The organism is Modestobacter lacusdianchii (assembly GCF_054177765.1).
In genome coordinates this window covers 18584-36781 of the sequence record NZ_JBJJTJ010000035.1, presented here as the reverse complement: position 1 = coordinate 36781, position 18198 = coordinate 18584, and the positions used below count along the sequence as shown (strand labels likewise).

General features: G+C 73.5%; 16 protein-coding genes and 3 tRNA genes. 12 read left to right on the top strand and 7 right to left on the bottom strand.

The annotated features are described in order from the left end of the window. The first annotated feature begins 141 nt into the window (after positions 1 to 141). Together ACJTNH_RS18580 and cimA are read left to right on the top strand one after the other, a co-directional pair. Entirely contained in the window at positions 142 to 1164 is a 1023-nt protein-coding gene (locus ACJTNH_RS18580; protein ID WP_458178355.1) for a 3-isopropylmalate dehydrogenase, read from the top strand. Positions 1165 to 1446: 282 nt separating this feature from the next. Next, the gene (cimA, locus tag ACJTNH_RS18575; RefSeq protein ID WP_458178353.1) at positions 1447 to 3126 is read left to right on the top strand and encodes a citramalate synthase; all 1680 of its coding nucleotides are present in this window, start codon (positions 1447 to 1449) and stop codon (positions 3124 to 3126) included. Positions 3127 to 3187: 61 nt separating this feature from the next. Here the strand turns inward: cimA and ACJTNH_RS18570 are convergent, their stop codons facing one another. After that, complete coding sequence (locus tag ACJTNH_RS18570; RefSeq protein ID WP_458178351.1) at positions 3188 to 3580, bottom strand: VOC family protein; 393 nt, start codon at positions 3578 to 3580, stop codon at positions 3188 to 3190. 55 nt (positions 3581 to 3635) lie between these two features. On the opposite strand from ACJTNH_RS18570, the gene ACJTNH_RS18565 reads away from it, so the two are divergent. The 8 genes from ACJTNH_RS18565 to ACJTNH_RS18530 all read left to right on the top strand — a co-directional run bounded on the left by ACJTNH_RS18565 (position 3636) and on the right by ACJTNH_RS18530 (position 10086). Then, a complete protein-coding gene (locus ACJTNH_RS18565; RefSeq protein ID WP_458178349.1) occupies positions 3636 to 4445 on the top strand; it encodes a fumarylacetoacetate hydrolase family protein in 810 nt (269 codons plus the stop codon). Beyond that, positions 4442 to 5926, top strand: a complete 1485-nt coding sequence (gltX, locus tag ACJTNH_RS18560) for a glutamate--tRNA ligase (RefSeq protein ID WP_458178347.1) — start codon at positions 4442 to 4444, stop codon at positions 5924 to 5926. Before ACJTNH_RS18565 ends, gltX begins: the two co-directional genes overlap by 4 nt. 227 nt (positions 5927 to 6153) lie before the next feature. Beyond that, entirely contained in the window at positions 6154 to 7281 is a 1128-nt protein-coding gene (locus tag ACJTNH_RS18555) for a CPBP family intramembrane glutamic endopeptidase (RefSeq protein ID WP_458178345.1), read from the top strand. 84 nt (positions 7282 to 7365) lie between these two features. Beyond that, positions 7366 to 7437, top strand: a tRNA-Gln gene (locus ACJTNH_RS18550). A gap of 54 nt (positions 7438 to 7491) precedes the next feature. Then, positions 7492 to 7564 (top strand) — tRNA-Glu (locus tag ACJTNH_RS18545). Positions 7565 to 7700: 136 nt separating this feature from the next. Further along, positions 7701 to 7773 (top strand) — tRNA-Glu (locus tag ACJTNH_RS18540). A 395-nt stretch (positions 7774 to 8168) separates the two neighbouring features. Next, positions 8169 to 9731: a sodium:solute symporter family protein gene (locus ACJTNH_RS18535; protein ID WP_458178343.1), complete on the top strand. Its 1563-nt coding sequence runs from the start codon at positions 8169 to 8171 to the stop codon at positions 9729 to 9731. A gap of 31 nt (positions 9732 to 9762) precedes the next feature. Further along, positions 9763 to 10086, top strand: a complete 324-nt coding sequence (locus tag ACJTNH_RS18530) for a hypothetical protein (RefSeq protein WP_458178341.1) — start codon at positions 9763 to 9765, stop codon at positions 10084 to 10086. A gap of 91 nt (positions 10087 to 10177) precedes the next feature. Here ACJTNH_RS18530 and ACJTNH_RS18525 read toward each other — a convergent pair whose 3' ends face one another. The 3 genes from ACJTNH_RS18525 to ACJTNH_RS18515 all read right to left on the bottom strand — a co-directional run bounded on the left by ACJTNH_RS18525 (position 10178) and on the right by ACJTNH_RS18515 (position 12308). Next, positions 10178 to 10999, bottom strand: a complete 822-nt coding sequence (locus ACJTNH_RS18525) for a M23 family metallopeptidase (RefSeq protein ID WP_458178339.1) — start codon at positions 10997 to 10999, stop codon at positions 10178 to 10180. A 71-nt stretch (positions 11000 to 11070) separates the two neighbouring features. Continuing rightward, positions 11071 to 11589 carry an ArsR/SmtB family transcription factor gene (locus ACJTNH_RS18520; RefSeq protein ID WP_458178337.1) on the bottom strand — a complete coding sequence of 173 codons (519 nt, stop codon included), beginning with the start codon at positions 11587 to 11589 and terminating at the stop codon, positions 11071 to 11073. Between the two features lie 41 nt (positions 11590 to 11630). Beyond that, positions 11631 to 12308 (bottom strand): IclR family transcriptional regulator, encoded by a 678-nt coding sequence (locus ACJTNH_RS18515; protein WP_458178335.1) that lies wholly within the window; start codon positions 12306 to 12308, stop codon positions 11631 to 11633. Positions 12309 to 12398: 90 nt separating this feature from the next. On the opposite strand from ACJTNH_RS18515, the gene leuC reads away from it, so the two are divergent. Then, positions 12399 to 13820 carry a 3-isopropylmalate dehydratase large subunit gene (leuC, locus tag ACJTNH_RS18510; protein WP_458178333.1) on the top strand — a complete coding sequence of 474 codons (1422 nt, stop codon included), beginning with the start codon at positions 12399 to 12401 and terminating at the stop codon, positions 13818 to 13820. Between the two features lie 19 nt (positions 13821 to 13839). Then, positions 13840 to 14436, top strand: a complete 597-nt coding sequence (gene leuD, locus ACJTNH_RS18505) for a 3-isopropylmalate dehydratase small subunit (RefSeq protein ID WP_458178331.1) — start codon at positions 13840 to 13842, stop codon at positions 14434 to 14436. 28 nt (positions 14437 to 14464) lie between these two features. On the opposite strand, the gene ACJTNH_RS18500 is transcribed toward leuD, so the two are convergent. From ACJTNH_RS18500 to cofC, 3 genes are read right to left on the bottom strand one after another with little or no spacing between them, the layout of a single operon-like run. Continuing rightward, entirely contained in the window at positions 14465 to 15433 is a 969-nt protein-coding gene (locus ACJTNH_RS18500) for an NUDIX hydrolase (protein WP_458178329.1), read from the bottom strand. Beyond that, positions 15417 to 17492: an RNA degradosome polyphosphate kinase gene (locus tag ACJTNH_RS18495; RefSeq protein WP_458178327.1), complete on the bottom strand. Its 2076-nt coding sequence runs from the start codon at positions 17490 to 17492 to the stop codon at positions 15417 to 15419. The genes ACJTNH_RS18500 and ACJTNH_RS18495 overlap by 17 nt, the downstream gene beginning before the upstream one ends. 14 nt (positions 17493 to 17506) lie before the next feature. Further along, complete coding sequence (gene cofC / locus ACJTNH_RS18490; RefSeq protein WP_458178325.1) at positions 17507 to 18148, bottom strand: 2-phospho-L-lactate guanylyltransferase; 642 nt, start codon at positions 18146 to 18148, stop codon at positions 17507 to 17509. Between the last annotated feature and the right edge of the window lie 50 nt (positions 18149 to 18198).

Genomic DNA, 18198 nt, shown 5'->3' with positions numbered 1-18198 from the left:
GGGCGGCGACGCCGGCCCCACCACCCGGTTCCCGGAACCACCCGGACGCACGGCTGACGCCCTCCACGAGCACTCCTCGTGGGGGGCGTCGGCGTGTGCGGGTGCGGGTCGCCCACCCCACGACCACTAACCTCTGGCCTCATGCGGCTGGCAGTGGTCCCTGGAGACGGCATCGGTCCCGAGGTGGTGGCCGAGGGCCTCAAGGTCCTGGGCGCGGTCGCCCCGGACGTCGAGAGCACCCGGTACGACCTGGGGGCGGCGCGCTGGCAGCGCACCGGTGAGCTGCTCCCGGACTCGGTGCTGGAGGAGCTGCGTCAGCACGACGCGATCCTGCTCGGCGCGGTCGGTGACCCGGGCGTGCCCAGCGGCATCCTGGAGCGGGGGCTGCTGCTCAAGCTCCGGTTCGAGCTCGACCACCACGTCAACCTGCGCCCGGCCCGGCTGTTCGACGGCGTCCGCAGCCCGCTGGCCGACCCCGGTGAGATCGACATGCTCTGCGTGCGCGAGGGCACCGAGGGCCCCTACGTCGGCAACGGCGGGGTGCTGCGGCGCGACACCCCGCACGAGGTGGCCACCGAGGTCAGCCTGAACACCGCCTTCGGGGTGGAGCGGGTGGTGCGTTACGCCTTCGAGCGGGCACTGGCCCGGCCGCGCCGCCACCTGACCCTGATCCACAAGACCAACGTGCTCACCCACGCGGGCTCGCTCTGGTCGCGCACGGTCGAGGAGCTCGCGGCGGAGTTCCCCGAGGTCACCGTGGCCTACCAGCACGTCGACGCCGCGGCGATGTTCTTCATCACCGACCCGGGCCGCTACGACGTCATCGTCACCGACAACCTCTTCGGTGACATCGTCACCGACGTCGCGGCCGCGGTGACCGGCGGCATCGGCCTGGCCGCCAGCGGCAACCTGGACGTCTCGGGCACCAACCCGAGCATGTTCGAGCCGGTGCACGGGTCGGCGCCGGACATCGCCGGCCAGGGCATCGCCGACCCGACGGCCACGGTGCTGTCGGTGGGCCTGCTGCTGGACCACCTGGGCCGGCCCGAGCTGGCCAAGAAGGTCAACGCCGCGGTCGCCTTCGACCTCTCCACCCGCGACCCGAAGGCCACCATCCGCACCGCCGAGGTCGGCGACCGGCTCGCGGCGCTCTCCGGCGGCTGACCTGGGCCGGGCCTCCCGGCCGCCGGTCCCGGTCCGCGGGTCCCCGGCCGGGGTCCCGCGGTCCGGCCCGCCCACTCGGCACGCCGGGTCCTGGCCGTCCCAACAGCTGGAACGGTTGTTCCACGAACGCGGCCGGTCGTGCTGTACTGGCGGTGATGGACGCCACCCGCACGATCATCATCGGCTAGCGCGCAGTCACCTCCCCGGACTGCGCGCGACCTCCCGTACCCCGGGAGGTTTTTTCGTGTCTGGGCCCAGTACCGAGCCAACCCGGGAGACACCGTGGCCGAGGACGCCGCCACCACCGATCCGTCCCACGTCGCCGACACCGAGCAGTTCCACGTCTTCGACACAGCGCAGTTCCACGTCTTCGACACAGCGCAGTTCCACGTCTTCGACACGACGCTGCGCGACGGCGCGCAGCGCGAGGGCGTGAGCTGGTCCGTCGCCGACAAGCTCGCCGTCGCCCGGCTGCTGGACGAGATCGGGGTGGGCTACATCGAGGGCGGCTGGCCCGGCGCCCTGCCCAAGGACACCGAGTTCTTCGCCCGGGCCCGCACCGAGCTCCGGCTCCGGCACGCCCAGCTGGTCGCCTTCGGGGCCACCCGCAAGGCCGGCGTCCGGGTCGAGGACGACGCGCAGGTGCGCGCGCTGCTGGACGCGGAGACCCCGGTCGTCTGCCTGGTCGCGAAGTCCGACGTCCGGCACGTGCGCGAGGCGCTGCGCACCACGCTGGAGGAGAACCTGGCGATGGTCGCCGACACCGTCGCCTTCCTGGTGTCGCACGGACGGCGGGTGTTCGTCGACTGCGAGCACTTCTTCGACGGGTACGCCGCCGACCCCGGCTACGGCGTGCAGGTGCTCGAGGCGGCGTTCGCCGCGGGCGCGGAGGTCGGCGTGCTGTGCGACACCAACGGCGGCATGCTCCCGATGGGCGTGGGCCGGGTGGTCGCCGACGTGCGCTCCCGCACCACCGGCCGGCTGGGCATCCACTGCCAGGACGACACCGGGTGCGCCGTGGCCAACAGCCTGGCCGCCGTCGAGGCCGGCGTCACCCACGTGCAGGGCACCGCCAACGGCTACGGCGAGCGCGCCGGCAACGCCGACACCTTCGCCCTGATCGGCAACCTGGTGACCAAGATGGGCCGGCCCGTCGTGCCGGCCGCCTGCCTGCCGGAGCTCAAGCGGGTCAGCCACGCCATCGCCGAGCTGGCCAACATCGCCCCCGACGACCACCAGCCCTTCGTCGGCGCCTCCGCCTTCGCCCACAAGGCCGGGCTGCACGCCAGCGCGATCAAGGTCCGCCCCGAGCTGTACAACCACCTGGACCCGGCCGTCGTCGGCAACGACATGCGCATCCTGGTCACCGAGATGGCCGGCCGGGCCTCGGTCGAGCTCAAGGGCCGGGAGCTGGGCGTGGACCTGGCCGGGCAGGGCGACGCGATCGGCCGGGTCGTCGACCAGGTCAAGGTGCTGGAGGCCGACGGCTGGTCGTTCGAGGCCGCCGACGCCTCCTTCGAGCTGCTGCTGCGCGGCCAGCTGCCCGGCGCCCCCGGCCCGCTGTTCGAGCTGGAGAGCTACCGCACCTCCGTGGAGCACTGGGGCAACGGCGTGGTGGTCAGCGAGGCGACGGTCAAGGTGCACCTGCCCAACGACGACGGGACGACGGAGCGGGTGATCAGCACCGGCGAGGGCAACGGCCCGGTCAACGCCCTGGACAACGCGCTGCGCCAGGCCCTGGTCAGCCGGTACCCGCACCTGGCCGGGGTCTCGCTGGCCGACTACAAGGTGCGCATCCTGGGCTGGAACGGCGGCACCAGCGCCACCACCCGGGTGCTGGTCGACAGCACCGACGGGGCGGGGGAGTGGACCACCGTGGGGGTGCACGACAACATCGTCGAGGCCTCCTGGCACGCGCTGGTCGACGCGCTCACCTACGCCGTTCGTCATCGCCGGCGATGACACCGCGGCCCGCCGGCCGTTCCCGGCGGGCGTCGAACCGTTCGCCTCGCGTGTCCGTGGCTCAGATCGGCTGGACCGTGCTGCGCAGCAGGCAGAACTCGTTGCCCTCCGGGTCGGCGAGCACGTGCCAGGTCATGGTGTCGGTGAGCGGGCCCTGACCGACGTCGACCGGGGTGGCGCCGAGGGCGAGCAGGCGCTGCAGCTCCTCGGCCTGGCTGCGGTCGGTGGCGTTGAGGTCCAGGTGCAGCCGGCGCCGCCCCGGCGTCGGGTCGGGCACCGGGACGAAGTCCAGCACGGGGTGCGGGCCCTTGGGGTCCTGCCCGGGGACGCCGACCGTCACGACGCCGTCGTCGTCGGTGTCCAGGACGGCGTGGCCGAGCACCTCGGCCCACCAGGCGGCGAGCGCAGCGGGGTCGGTGCAGTTGACGGCGATCGCGGTGATCCGGCTGGCCATGCGGCACCGTAACCGTCCCGGGGAAGGCGGCGGCGGTGGCGACTAGCCTCGTGCCGTGCGCATCGTCCGTTTCGCCCACCCAGCCGGCATGTCCTTCGGAGTCCTCGACGGGGACGGCCAGGTCGCCCAGATCGAGGGCCACCCGTTCGGCCAGATCTCCTTCACCGGGCAGCGGTTCGCCGCGGCCGACGTGCGGCTGCTGTCGCCCATCCTGCCCAGCAAGGTGGTCGGGGTCGGCAAGAACTACGCCGACCACGTGCAGGAGATGGCCACCGGCGACGCACCGAAGGAGCCGCTGGTCTTCCTCAAGCCCTCCACCTCGGTGATCGGCCCCGGTGACGCGATCCGCATCCCGGCCGGCAGCACCAACGTGCACCACGAGGTGGAGCTCGCCGTCGTCATCGGTGCACGCGGCGCCCGCCAGGTCACCCCGGAGCAGGCGATGGCCAGCGTCTTCGGCTACACGATCGGCAACGACGTCACCGAGCGGGACATGCAGCGCAGCGACGGGCAGTGGACCCGGGCCAAGGGCTTCGACTCGTTCTGCCCGATCGGCCCGTGGATCGAGACCGACCTCGCCGGCCTGGGCAAGGACCCGGCCGACCTGGAGATCACCTGCAGCGTGGACGGCGAGCTGCGCCAGTCCGGCCGCACCAGCCAGCTGCTGTTCGGCCTGCCCACCCTCATCTCCTACATCTCGCAGGTGATGACGCTGCTGCCCGGCGACGTCGTGCTCACCGGCACCCCGTCGGGCGTGGGGCCGATCCGGCCCGGGCAGCGGGTCGAGTGCACGATCGAGGCGCTCGGCACGCTGACCAGCACGGTGGCCGGCGCCGACCCGACGTCCACGGCCGGCGCCCGATGACCGCCCCGGCCGGTCCCGTCCGCACCCGCTTCTGCCCGTCCCCGACGGGGATGGTGCACGTCGGACTGCTGCGCACGGCCCTGTTCAACTGGGCGCACGCCCGGCACACCGGCGGCACCTTCGTCTTCCGGGTCGAGGACACCGACGCCGCCCGCGACTCCGAGGAGTCCTACCGGCACCTGGTCGACTGCCTGCGCTGGCTGGGGCTGGACTGGGACGAGGGCCCGGAGGTGGGCGGCCCGCACGGCCCCTACCGCCAGTCGCAGCGGTCGGAGGTCTACCGCGAGGTGGCGGGGAAGCTGCTCGCCGCCGGCCACGCCTACGAGTCCTTCTCCACCAACGAGGAGGTCGACGCCCGCCGCCGGGCCGCCGGCCAGGACCCCAAGCTCGGCTACGACAACGCCGACCGCCACCTCACCGACGCGCAGAAGGCCGCCTTCCGGGCCGAGGGCCGCGAGCCGGTGCTCCGGCTGCGGATGCCCGACGAGGACCTCTCCTGGACCGACCTCGTGCGCGGAGACGTGCGCTTCGCTGCCGGCTCGGTGCCCGACTTCGTCCTGGTCCGCGCCAACGGCGCCCCGCTGTACCCCTTCGTCAACCCGGTCGACGACGCGCTCATGGGCATCACCGACGTGCTGCGCGGCGAGGACCTGCTGCCCTCCACCCCGCGGCAGATCGCCCTCTACCGGGCGCTCACCGACATCGGCGTGGCGACCGGCACCCCCCGGTTCGGGCACCTGCCCTACGTGACGGGGGAGGGGAGCAAGAAGCTCTCCAAGCGCGACCCGCAGTCCAACGTCGACGTCTACCGCGAGCGGGGCTTCCTGCCGGCGGGGCTGGTGAACTACCTGGCGCTGCTCGGCTGGTCGATCGCCGAGGACCGGGACGTGTTCTCGGTGGCCGAGATGGTCGAGGCATTCGACGTCACCCGGGTCAGCGCGAACCCCGCGCGGTTCGACCTGAAGAAGGCCGAGGCGATCAACTCCACCCACCTGCGCGCGCTGCCGGTGGAGCAGTTCATCACCGCGGTGACGCCCTTCCTGGCCGGGGCCGGCCTGGTCGCCGACCCGCCGACGCCGGAGCAGGCGGAGACCCTCACGGCGATCGCGCCGCTGGCCCAGGAGCGGATGATCGTGCTCTCCGACGCCGTCGGGCTGCTCGGCTTCCTGTTCACCGAGGACGTCGAGATCGACCCCGCGGCCGCGGACAAGCAGCTGGGCGCCGGGGCCGGCGAGGTCCTGGACGCGGCCGTGGCGGCACTGCAGGCGCTCCCGGAGTGGACGACGCCGGCGATCGAGACGGCGCTCAAGGAGGCCCTCGTCGAGGGGCTGGGCCGCAAGCCGCGGCAGGCCTTCGGCCCGGTGCGGGTCGCGGTGAGCGGGCGCACGGTCTCCCCGCCGCTCTACGAGTCGATGGAGCTGCTCGGCCGGGACCGCACGCTCGCCCGGCTGGCGGCCGCGCGCGCGACCGCGACCGGATGACCAGCGGGGGCTGGGGCGGTCCGACCCCGGGGCAGCCGTACGGCGAGCCGTCCTACGCCGGCCCCCCGCCGACCGGCCCGTACGGCGCTCCGCCCCACGTGCCGATCGGCCCGCCCCCGTGGGCCGGCACGTACCCCGGTGCGCCGTACGGCGGGCCTCAGCACCCCGGGGGTCCGTACGCCGGGCCCTGGTACCCGGGGCCCCCGGTGGCGGGGTCCGCTCGGCCGGTGACGCCGCCCGGCGCCCCGCCGCACGCGACGCCCCAGCCCTACGTCCTGCTCATGCGGGCCCGCGACTGGGCGTGGTGGCGCCCGGTGCTCGGGCTGCTGCTGTTCACCGTGCTGTACCTGGTCGCCGGCGGTGTGCTGGGCGTCGTCGTGTACCTCAGCGGCGTCGGGCTGGACCTGGCCCAGCAGGACCTCTTCGACGTCGCCGTCCTGCTGATCACCAACCTGTCGCTGATCGTGGCGATCCCGATCGTCTGGCTGTGCTGGCTGGTGCCGCACGGTCTGCGGATCGGCTGGTCGTCCTCGGTCCGTGGCCGGCTGCGCTGGCGGCTGTTCGCCCCCTGGACCTGGCGGGCCCTGGCCACGCTGGGGCTGGCGGTGGCGATCAGCCTGCTGGTCAGCGTGGCCGCCTCCGGCGTCGACGTCACCGGTCCCACCGCGTCCTTCGGCTGGATGCTGCTCGTGGTGCTCACCACCACGCCGTTGCAGGCCGCCGCCGAGGAGTACGTCTTCCGGGGCTACCTGAGCCAGGCCATCGCCGGGTGGATCGGGCGACCGCAGGCGGGGGCGCTGGTGGCCGGGGTGAGCACGGCGGCGCTGTTCTCCCTGGCGCACCTGCCGCCGGACTTCGAGAGCTTCCTCTACCGGTTCGCCATCGGGCTGGCGCTCTCCGCGGTGGTGTGGCTCACCGGCGGGCTCGAGGCCGCCATCGCGCTGCACGCGGTCAACAACGTGGTGATCTTCCTGCTGGCCGGTGCACTGGGCGACCGCGCCGCCGCCGTCGACCCGGGCGGCGTCCTGGGCTGGGCGACGACGCTGCTGGGCATCGCCGGGATGGCCGCCTTCGTGGCCTGGGTCGTCGTGGCCCGGCGCGGGAGGTCCCTGGAGATGGTCAGTCCCGCCCTGCAGCTGGGGGAGGCCGGGGACCGTGGGCCCGTCCTCCCCGCGGCCCCGCAGGTGTGGGGAGCGCCGACGGGGGGCTGGAACCCGCCGGGTGCGCCTCAGTCGGGCTGGGGTCAGCCGGGCTGGGGTCAGTCGGGCTGGGGTCAGCAGGCCGCGCAGCCGGGCTGGGGCCCGCCCCGTCCGGTTCCACCGGCCCCGGGCTGGGACCGGCCGCCGGGTGGGTGACGCGCCGGGGGAGGGGGTGCCTGCGCACCCCCCTGCGGCATCGGGTACAGTTCTCTCCCGTGCCGCAAGGCGCAGCACGACCCTTGGGGTATGGGGTAATTGGCAGCCCGACGGTTTCTGGTTCCGTTAGTCTAGGTTCGAGTCCTGGTACCCCAGCGAGGAGCACGACTCCTCAGCACCACCGCAGTACCGCACCACCGAGCACCACCTGGCCCCGTCGTCTAGCGGCCCAGGACGCCGCCCTCTCACGGCGGTAGCGAGGGTTCGAATCCCTTCGGGGCTACACCTGGCAGAGCCCCCGACCCACCCGGGTCGGGGGCTCTCGTCGTCTCCGGAGCAGGGCGAGCCGTCCCCGGAGCAGGGGGACCGGGGTCCGTGTCGAGGCCGGTGGTCGGCTGTGCCAGAATCGCTGCGTACCTGGCCCCGTCGTCTAGCGGCCCAGGACGCCGCCCTCTCACGGCGGTAGCGAGGGTTCGAATCCCTTCGGGGCTACACCTGGCAGAGCCCCCGACCCACCCGGGTCGGGGGCTCTCGTCGTCTCCGCCGGTGAGGAGCTCCGGGTGGGCCGAGGCGGCGGTGGTGCACGGCTCGTGTCCGTCCTCACATCGTCCGCCCGTTGCGATGACCAACGAAATGCCGGGGTCCTGACCCGGTGTTAGCGTCTCGAAGCTGATCATCGCGCTGCACCACCGTGCCCCGCCCTGAACGGCAGGCAGGGGTCCCGGCCGCAGGTGGCGGGTGACCCGACTACTGGAACCTGGAGGGAACCCACGGTGGTCCTCGCAGCGGATGAGACCTTGCGGCTCGACGCGAACTTCATCGACTAGGCGCTCGTCGCCGCCTACTTCGCCGTCGTCCTGCTCATCGGCTTCGCCGCCCGGCGGCGGGTGTCCGACAGCCTCGACTTCTTCCTGTCCGGCCGTTCGCTGCCGGCCTGGGTGACCGGCCTCGCCTTCATCTCGGCCAACCTCGGTGCCGTCGAGATCATCGGCATGTCGGCCAACGGTGCGCAGTTCGGCATGGCGACGTTCCACTACTTCTGGATCGGCGCCGTCCCGGCGATGCTCTTCCTGGGCGTCGTGATGATGCCCTTCTACTACGGCTCCAAGGTGCGGTCGGTGCCGGAGTTCATGCGCCGCCGGTTCGGCACCGGCGCCCACCTGGTGAACGCGCTGAGCTTCGCGCTGGCCCAGGTGCTCATCGCCGGCATCAACCTCTACCTGCTGGCCACCATCGTGAACGCGCTGCTGGGCTGGCCGCAGTGGGTCTCGCTGATCGTCGCGGCCGCGGTGGTGCTCAGCTACATCACCCTCGGTGGCCTCTCGGCGGCCATCTACAACGAGGTGCTGCAGTTCTTCGTCATCGTGGCCGCACTGCTGCCGCTGACGCTGATCGGCCTGCACCGGGTGGGCGGCATCGGCGGCCTGATCGACTCGATCCGCGACAGCGGCAACGAGAACGACCTGAGCTCGTGGCCGGGCAGCGACCTGTCCAGCATCGACAACCCGGTGCTGTCGGTGATCGGCATCGTCTTCGGCCTGGGCTTCGTGCTCTCCTTCGGATACTGGACGACGAACTTCGTCGAGGTCCAGCGGGCGATGGCCACCAAGTCGATGTCGGCCGCGCGGAGCACCCCGGTCATCGGGTCGTTCCCGAAGATGTTCATCCCCTTCATCGTGATCGTCCCCGGCATGATCGCCGCGGTGCTGGTCAACGAGACCCGCGACCTCAAGGCCGGCGGCGACCCGGGCGTCACGTACAACGACTCGATCCTGCTGCTGATCCGCGACGTGCTGCCCAACGGCCTGCTGGGCGTGGCGATCGCCGGTCTGCTGGCCTCCTTCATGGCCGGCATGGCCGCCAACATCTCCGCCTTCAACACCGTCTTCAGCTACGACCTGTGGCAGCAGTACGTGAAGAAGGACCGGCCCGACGGCTACTACCTGAAGGTCGGCCGGGTGGCCACGGTCGGCGCCACCGTGGTCGCGATCTTCACCGCGCTCATCGCGGCGAACTTCGACAACCTGATGGACTACCTGCAGACGCTGATCGGGTTCTTCAACGCCCCGCTGTTCGCCACGTTCATCCTCGGCATGTTCTGGAAGCGGATGACCGCCACCGCCGGCTGGACCGGGCTCGTGTCCGGCACGCTCGCCGCGGTGCTGGTGTGGTCGCTCAGCGAGACCGGTGTGATCGGGCTGGAGGGCCAGGGGGCGAGCTTCGTCGCCGCCGGTGCCGCCTTCGTGGTCGACATCGTGGTCAGCGTCGCGGTCAGCATGGTGACCGCCCCGAAGCCGGTCTCCGAGCTGGCCGGGCTGGTCTACTCCGAGACGCCCAAGGAGGTGCGCACCGACCCGGATGCGCACAAGCTCCCCTGGTACCAGTCGCCGACCAAGCTGGCCGGCATCTCCCTGGTGCTCGTCATCGCCCTGAACCTGATCTTCCGCTGACCGTCGCCAGCGTTCTCGAGAGGAGCACTCCATGAGCACCGCACACAACGGGCAGGACGCGGGCCAGGCGCAGGCGACCGGTGGCAAGCACACTGCCGGCGCCTACGACGTCCGCACGGTCATCGCCGGGCTGATCGGGTTGTACGGCGTCGTCCTGGTGGTCCTGGGCATCGTCGACTACGGCGAGGCCGAGGCGGCCAAGACCGGCGACTGGAACGCCAACCTGTGGGTCGGCCTCGGCATGCTGGTCTTCGCCCTGGTCTTCGCCGTCTGGACGAAGCTGCGCCCGGTCGTCGTCGAGGGCGGCGAGGCCGTCGAGGACCCGACGGGCGGGTCGGACACCGCCGGTCGCTGAGGCGGAGGCCCGCCGTCGACGGCGGGGCCGGGTGACGCACGCGAGGGCCCGCAGCGGATGCCGCTGCGGGCCCTCGTGCGTCCGCCGGTGGTCAGCCGGGCGCGGCGTCCCCGTGGACGTCGAGCAGCTCGCCGTCGGCGGGGAGGCCGTCGCCGCCGTCGGGGGCGCCGCCACGGAAGGCCATCGGCAGGCCGCCGGACGCGGCCAGCCGGGGCGAGTCGCACAGCTGGACGTGCAGGTGCGGCTCGCTGCTGTTGCCGGAGTTGCCGCACTCGGCCAGCTGCTGCCCGGCGGTCACCCGATCGCCGGGCAGCACCCGCGCCGAGCCTCGCCGCAGGTGCACCAGCGCCGCGTACGCGCCGTCGTCGGCCCGCACGACGACGTGGTTGCCGGCCAGCCACCGGGTGCCGCCCACCTGCCGGACGAAGCCCTCGACCACGAGCAGGTACAGCACCGACCAGCCGCCGCTGCGTGCCCGGTGGTCGCGCCGTCGCTGGTGCACCCGCACCACGGTGCCGTCGACCGGGCTGAGCACCGGCCGGCCGAACGCCGGGTACTCCTCCGGGCGGCGCCACTGCCGGCCGGAGTGCCCCGGGTGGCCGCCGTCGGGCGGGTCGAACGCCAGGTCGATGGCGTGGGTCTGGCCGAGGCTGTTCACCCCGTGCGAGGGCACCTTCGTGGCGGGGGAGTTCAGCGCCCGCCACGGGCCGTGCACCGGCGCCTCGACGACCCGCAGCGGCGCCGCGGGCGGTCGCACCCGGTCCAGCAGCCCGAAGGCCACCAGGACGACGAACCCGGCCAGCCCGCCCCCGGTCAGCAGGTCGGTCAGGTCGGCCAGGACCAGCAGCACCCCCAGGGCGGGCAGTGGTGGCCGCACCCGGGAGGCCAGCCGCCGGAGGGCGGGACCGCCCACGGGCCGACCCGGTCCGGTCGTGCCGTCGCTGACCTCGTCGCGCACGGCGTCACGGCGCCCGGCGCCGCGGCTCACGAGGACACCGCCGCGAGGACCACGTGCAGCGGCACCACCCGCTCGCCCGGCACGGCGTAACTGCCCCGCCCGGTGGTGCGCAGCCAGCCGGTGGCGGTCAGCTGCCTGAGGTGGTGGTGCAGCTGGCCGGTGGTGCCCAGCCCCGGCAGTGCGGCGAGCGCCGCGGTCGTGGTGTGGCCGCCCAGCACCTCCCGCAGCAGCCGGAGCCGCACCGGGTGCGCGAGCGCCGACAGCGAGCCGGCGAGGAGGTCGTCGTCGTCCGGTTCGGCGGCGCGCAGCTCCTCGGCCCCGTGCGTGCGCTGCCAGGCGTACTCCTCCCCGCTGGGGAGCCGGACCTGCCCGCCGTAGGCGACCGCACCCCCGGGGAGCTCGGCTGCCTCGGCGGCCAGCGCCTGCAGCAGCCAGAACCGTTCCGGGGCAGGCAGGCCCGGTGGGGTGCCCCCCGGGGTGCTCCCGAGCTGCTGCTCGAGGGCCGCCAGCCGGGCCTCGATCCGGTCGAGTCGTGCGTCGTCCACGCGTTCCACACTACGGAACTACGTAGCAGCGAGCAAACTCCTCAGCGGACGGCGCGGGAGATGGCCGCGGCGGCGTCCAGCACGGCCGCGACGACCTCCGGGCTGGGGCGGCGGCCCAGTCGCTCCACCGGCCCGGATATCGAGACCGCGCCCAGCAGGCCGCCGGAGCCGTCGCGGACCGGGGCCGACAGCGAGGCGACGCCGGCCTCCCGCTCGGCGATGCTGTGCGCCCAACCGCGCCGGCGGACGTCGAGCAGGGTGCGCGCGGTGAAGCTCGCCGCCGGCAGCAGGGCGCTGCCCTCCTCGGCCGGGCCGAAGGCGAGCAGGGCGTGTGCCGCCGAACCTGCGGTGAGCGGGAGTCGGGCGCCGACCGGCACGGTGTCGCGCAGGCCGCTGGACCGCTCGGCCGCGGCGATGCAGACCCGACTGCCGCCGTCGCGCACGTAGAACTGGGCGCTCTCCCCGGTCGCGTCGCGCAGTGCGGCGAGGTGCCGGCCGACCAGTTCGGCCAGGTCGGCGCCGCCGCGGCCGAGCTCGGCCAGTGCCGGACCGGGGGCCCAGGTGCCGGCCGGCGTGCGGCGGAGCAGGCGGTGGGCCTCCAGGGCAGTGGCGAGCCGGTGGGCGGTGGCCCGGGGCAGCTCGGTGCGCGCCACCAGCTCGGCGAGGCTGGCCGGTTCGTCGGCGACCGCGCGGAGGATGGCCACTGCTTTGTCCAGCACGGCAACGGGGTTAGGCTGTCCCACGCAGCAATACTCGCATCTCATTGTATGAGATGGCAATCAGCAGGTGGACGACGAGGAGACGGTCCGGTGGGTCAGACCCTGGCGCAGAAGGTGTACGAGCAGCACGTCGTCCGGCGGACGGCGGGTGAACCCGACCTGCTCTACATCGACCTCCACCTCGTGCACGAGGTGACCAGCCCCCAGGCCTTCGACGGGCTGCGGGCCGCCGGCCGCACGGTCCGCCGTCCGGACCTGACCATGGCCACCGAGGACCACAACGTCCCGACCCTGGACATCCTGTCGCCGATCGCCGACCCGGTCAGCCGGGCCCAGGTCGAGGCGCTGCGCCGCAACACCGCCGAGTTCGGCATCCGGCTGGCGCCGATGGGCGACCGCGACCAGGGCATCGTGCACGTGATCGGCCCGCAGCTGGGCCTCACCCAGCCGGGCACGACCATCGTGTGCGGGGACAGCCACACCTCCACCCACGGCGCCTTCGGCGCGCTCGCGTTCGGCATCGGCACCAGCGAGGTCGAGCACGTGCTCGCCACCCAGACGCTGCCGCAGTACCCGGCCAAGCAGATGGCGGTCACCGTCGACGGCGAGCTGCCACCCGGCGTGAGCGCGAAGGACGTCATCCTGGCCGTCATCGCCGAGATCGGCACCGGCGGCGGGCAGGGCCACGTCATCGAGTACCGCGGCAGCGCCATCGAGGCGCTGTCCATGGAGGCCCGGATGACGATCTGCAACATGTCGATCGAGGCCGGCGCGCGGGCTGGGCTGATCGCCCCGGACCAGACGACGTTCGACTTCCTGCAGGGGCGCCCGCACGCCCCGCAGGGCGCCGACTGGGACGCCGCCGTCGCGCACTGGCGCACGCTGCGCACCGACGACGACGCCGTCTTCGACCGCGAGGTCCGCATCGACGCCGCGTCGCTGACCCCCTACGTCACCTGGGGCACCAACCCGGGGCAGGGGCTGCCGATCGCCGCCACGGTGCCCGACCCGGCGCAGTTCGCCGACGAGGGCGAGCGGAGGGCCGCCGAGCAGGCGCTGGAGTACATGGGCCTGACCGCCGGCACCCCGTTGCGGGAGATCGACGTCGACACGGTGTTCCTCGGCTCGTGCACCAACGGCCGGATCGAGGACCTGCGGGTCGCCGCGGCGCTGCTGCGCGGCAAGAAGGTCGACGCCGGCACGCGGATGCTCGTCGTCCCCGGGTCGGTGGCGGTCAAGCAGCAGGCCGAGGCCGAGGGGCTGGACCAGGTGTTCACCGAGGCCGGGGCCGAGTGGCGGGGCGCGGGCTGCTCGATGTGCCTGGGCATGAACCCCGACCAGCTCAAGCCGGGCGAGCGGTCGGCGTCCACCAGCAACCGCAACTTCCAGGGCCGGCAGGGCAAGGGCGGGCGCACCCACCTCGTGTCCCCGGCGGTCGCCGCCGCGACCGCGCTGACCGGGCGGCTCACCGCGCCGGCCGACCTGCCCGACGCCGTCCCCACGACCGTCTGACCCGCTGGAGAGCCGCACCATGGACGCCTTCACCACGCACACCGGCACCGCCGCCCCGCTGCGGCGCAGCAACGTCGACACCGACCAGATCATCCCGGCCGAGTACCTCAAGCGGATCACCCGCACCGGGTTCGAGGACGGGCTGTTCGTCGCCTGGCGCACCAACGAGCCGGACTTCGTGCTCAACCAGCCGCAGTACGCGAACGCCTCGATCCTGGTCGCCGGCCCCGACTTCGGCACCGGCTCGTCGCGCGAGCACGCCAACTGGGCGCTGCTCGACGGCGGCTTCCGGGTGGTGATCAGCTCGCGGTTCGCCGACATCTTCCGCAACAACTCGACCAAGGCCGGCCTGCTCACCGTGATCCTGCCGCAGGCCGAGGTCGAGGCGCTGTGGACCGCGATCGAGGCCGACCCGGCGCTGCCGGTGACCGTCGACCTGGAGGGCGAGCAGGTCACCTACGGCACCGCCACCGTGCCGTTCCAGACCGACCCGTACACCCGCTGGCGGCTGCTCGAGGGCCTGGACGACGTCGGCCTGACCGAGCGGCACGTCGAGGACATCGAGGCCTACGAGTCCCGGCGGCCGGCGTGGCTGCCGCGGGCACTGCCGGCCTGACGACAGGACCCCGACGGGGGTCGAGCCCTCAGCTCCGGCCGGCGCTGCTGCGCACCAGCGCGCCGGCCGGGGCGGCCGGGTCGGCGGCGAAGTCGCGGTAGTAGTCGGCCGCCAGGGCCCCGGGCCGGCCACCGAGCGCCCAGACGCTGCCCTTGGCCGAGGGGGGCCACAGTGCGCCGGCGGTGCCGGGCCAGCGCACGCCCAGGGCCAGCAGGACCGACGGGATCGCCCCGCCCTGGCTGCAGATGACCGTCGGGCCGCCGCCGTCCTCGCGGGACAGCAGGCGCCGGACCAGGTCGACCCCGGCCTGCGGGTCGGCGTCGAACCCCTCCTCGCCCAGCTCCGGTACGGGGTCGACCGGCATGCCCAGCGCGGCCGACAGCGGCTCGAGGGTCTCCCGGCAGCGCAGCGGCGGGGCGGCCAGCAGCCGGGCCGGGGTGAAGACCGGCAGGACGGCGGCCAGCGTGGCCGCCTGTTCCCGGCCGGTGCGGTCCAGCGGCCGCTCGTCGTCCGGGCCGTCGAAGTCGGCGCGCTCACCGGCCGAGGCGTGCCGGACCAGCAGCACCCGGGGGGCGCGGGGCACGTCGGTGCGGGCGAGGTCGTCGAGCACCGCCCGGTCGTGCTCGTGGGTGACCAGCGCCCGGGCGGAGGAGACGCTGAGCCAGCGCACCTGGTCGACCTCGTCGTTGGGGGTGAAGCGGCCACCGACCGCCCTCATCAGCCAGTAGTCGACCCGCTTGTCGCCGTGCCGGACGTCGTAGCGGGTCTGCAGGCTGCGCCGGCCCACCGCGACGTGCAGGCCGGTCTCCTCGCCGACCTCGCGCACCGCGGCCACCAGCGGGTGCTCGCCGGCGTCCAGCTTGCCCTTGGGCAGCGACCAGTCGTCGTACTTCGGGCGGTGCACCAGCAGGGTCTCCAGCGCCCCGGTGCCGCCGGTGCGCCAGACGACGCCGCCGGCGGCCGGGACCAGCCGGGCGTCGTCAGCCAGCGTTCTCACCCCGCATCGCGAGCAGCTCGGCCTGGGAGTCCCGCTCCCCGGTGCGGGTCCAGGTGGCGTCGCCGGCCAGCTGCCAGCTGCGCACGTCCGGGGCGAGCGCGGCGTCGAAGATGCGCTGCAGCTGACGGGCGGCGGCCTGGTCGTTGACCCGCAGCAGCACCTCGACCCGGCGGTCGAGGTTGCGGTGCATGAGGTCGGCGCTGCCCAGCCACCACTCCGGTGAGCCGGCGTTGGCGAAGTTGACCACCCGGGAGTGCTCCAGGAACCGGCCGACGATCGAGCGGACCCGGATGTTCTCGCTCAGCCCCGGCACGCCCGGGCGCAGCGCGCAGATGCCCCGGATCACCAGGTCCACCGGCACGCCGGCCAGCGACGCCTCGTACAGCGCGTCGATGATCTGCTCGTCGACCAGCGAGTTGATCTTCACCCGGATGCCGGCGGGCCTGCCCTCGGCGGCGTGCCGGGCCTCCCGGCGGATCTTCTCCAGCAGGCCGGTGCGGATGCCGTGCGGAGCCACCATCAGCGACCGGTAGGTGGTCTGCCGGGAGTAGCCGGTCAGGGTGTTGAACAGGTCGGTGAGGTCGGCGCCCACCCGCGGGTCGGCGGTGAGGATGCCGAGGTCCTCGTAGATCCGGGCGGTCTTGGGGTTGTAGTTGCCGGTGCCGATGTGGCAGTACCGGCGGATCACCCCGTTCTCCATCCGGACGACCAGCGCCGTCTTGCAGTGGGTCTTGAGGCCCACCAGCCCGTAGACGACGTGGCAGCCGGCCCGCTCCAGCGACCGGGCCCAGCTGATGTTGGCCTCCTCGTCGAACCGGGCCTTGATCTCGACCAGGACGACGACCTGCTTGCCGGCCTGGGCGGCCTCGATCAGCGCCGAGACGATGGGGGAGTCGCCCGAGGTGCGGTAGAGCGTCTGCTTGATCGCCAGCACGTTCGGGTCGGCGGCGGCCTGCTCGATGAACCGCTGCACGCTGGTGGCGAACGAGTCGTAGGGGTGGTGCACCAGCACGTCGCCCTCGCGGAGGGTGGCGAACACGCTCTTGGGCGTCTCGCCCTCGCTCAGCCGGGGATGGGTGGCCGGCACGAAGGGCTCGTCCTTGAGCTCGGGACGGTCGAGGTCGTAGAGGGCCATCAGCGAGCCGAGGTCGAGCAGGCCGGGCACCGACACGACGTCGGCCGGGCTGATCTCCAGCTCGTGCACCAGGACGTCGAGGATCTGCGGGTCCATCGTCTCGGTGACCTCCAGCCGCACGGCCGGACCGAACCGGCGCCGGGCCAGCTCGCGCTCCAGCGCCTGCAGCAGGTCCTCGTCCCGGTCCTCCTCGACCTCCAGGTCGGCGTTGCGGGTGACCCGGAACAGGTGGTGGTCCAGCACGTCGAGGCCGGGGAACAGCGAGGTCAGGTGGGCCGCGATGAGGTCCTCCAGCGGCAGGAAGACCGCCTCGGCCTCCTTGCCGTGGGCGGTCGCGGTCGCCACCGGGATGAAGCGCGGCACGTTGTTGGGCACCTTGACCCGGGCGAACCGCGGAGCGCCGGTGTCGGGGTCGCGCACCGACACGGCGAGGTTCAGCGACAGCCCGCTGATGTAGGGGAACGGGTGCGCCGGGTCGACCGCCAGCGGGGTCAGCACCGGGAACACCTGGTCGCGGAAGTACTCGCGCAGCCGCATCGCGTCGGCGTCGTCCAGGTCCGACCAGTGCACGATCCGGATGCCCTGCTCCTCCAGCCGCGGCATCACGTCCTTGTCGAAGACGCTGGCGTGCCGGTGGACGAGGCTCTGCGTGCGCTCGGTGACCCGGGCGAGCTGCTCGCGGATGGTGAGGCCGTCGGGGGAGCGGACGGTCAGGCCGGTGCTCTGCCGGCGCTTCAGGCCGGCGATGCGGACCATGAAGAACTCGTCCAGGTTGCTGGCGAAGATCGACAGGAACTTGACCCGCTCGAGCAGCGGCAGGGCGTCGTCCTCGGCGAGCTCCAGCACCCGGGCGTTGAAGTCCAGCCAGGACAGCTCGCGGTTCAGGAAGCGGTCGGCGGGCAGCGGCGTGGAAGCGGCGGGCACGGGTCGATCCTGCCTCACCCAGGTGACCACCGGGTGGCCGACAGGAAACCGGCCGTGCGCGACCCGACGCCGATCCGGCGGGCGGCCTGCAGGTCAGCGGGGGTGTCCACGTCCTGGCGCAGTCCGGGCCAGTCTCCGTCCAGCGGGACCGCGCCGCCGTCGGCGTGTGCGGCGGCCGACCCGGGACCGAACCGGGGGGCCAGCTCGCCCCCGCGGACGGCCAGCAACGTCGTCCCGGTGCCCGCGGCGTCGCACACGAAGCTGCGCCGGTGCCCGGCCGCGGCGGTCAGCGCGGCGGCCAGCTCGGCCGGGCGGAGCGCCGGCAGGTCGGAGTGCAGCGCGGCCACCGGGCCGTCGCCGGCCACGCGGGCGCCGTGCGCCAGGGCGGCGTTGAGCCCGCGGCGCGGCTCGTCGGGGGTGGTCTGCGCCCCCAGCCCGGTGACCAGCGCCGCCGCCCGCGGGTCGTCGGTCACCACCAGCACCCGGCCGACGGCGGGGCTGGCCAGCGCCGCGGTGACGGTGTCGGCGAGCAGGGCGAGCACCAGCTGCTCGTGACCGGCGGTGGGGTCGCCGGCCAGGCCGGCGGTGAGCGGTGCGAGGCGGGTCTTGGCCGACGCCAGCTGCTTCGCCGGGACGACGACGGACCAGGGCTGCACCCCTCGACCTCATCACACGCACCCGGGTGGTTCCCTTCCTGCACCGTCCC

Excerpts from the sequence above, each read along its gene's own strand:
- ACJTNH_RS18580 (WP_458178355.1), top strand. The coding sequence starts at position 142 with ATGCGGCTGGCAGTGGTCCCTGGAGACGGCATCGGTCCCGAGGTGGTG.
- ACJTNH_RS18570 (WP_458178351.1), bottom strand. The coding sequence starts at position 3,580 with ATGGCCAGCCGGATCACCGCGATCGCCGTCAACTGCACCGACCCCGCT.
- gltX (WP_458178347.1), top strand. The coding sequence starts at position 4,442 with ATGACCGCCCCGGCCGGTCCCGTCCGCACCCGCTTCTGCCCGTCCCCG.
- ACJTNH_RS18530 (WP_458178341.1), top strand. The coding sequence starts at position 9,763 with ATGAGCACCGCACACAACGGGCAGGACGCGGGCCAGGCGCAGGCGACC.
- leuD (WP_458178331.1), top strand. The coding sequence starts at position 13,840 with ATGGACGCCTTCACCACGCACACCGGCACCGCCGCCCCGCTGCGGCGC.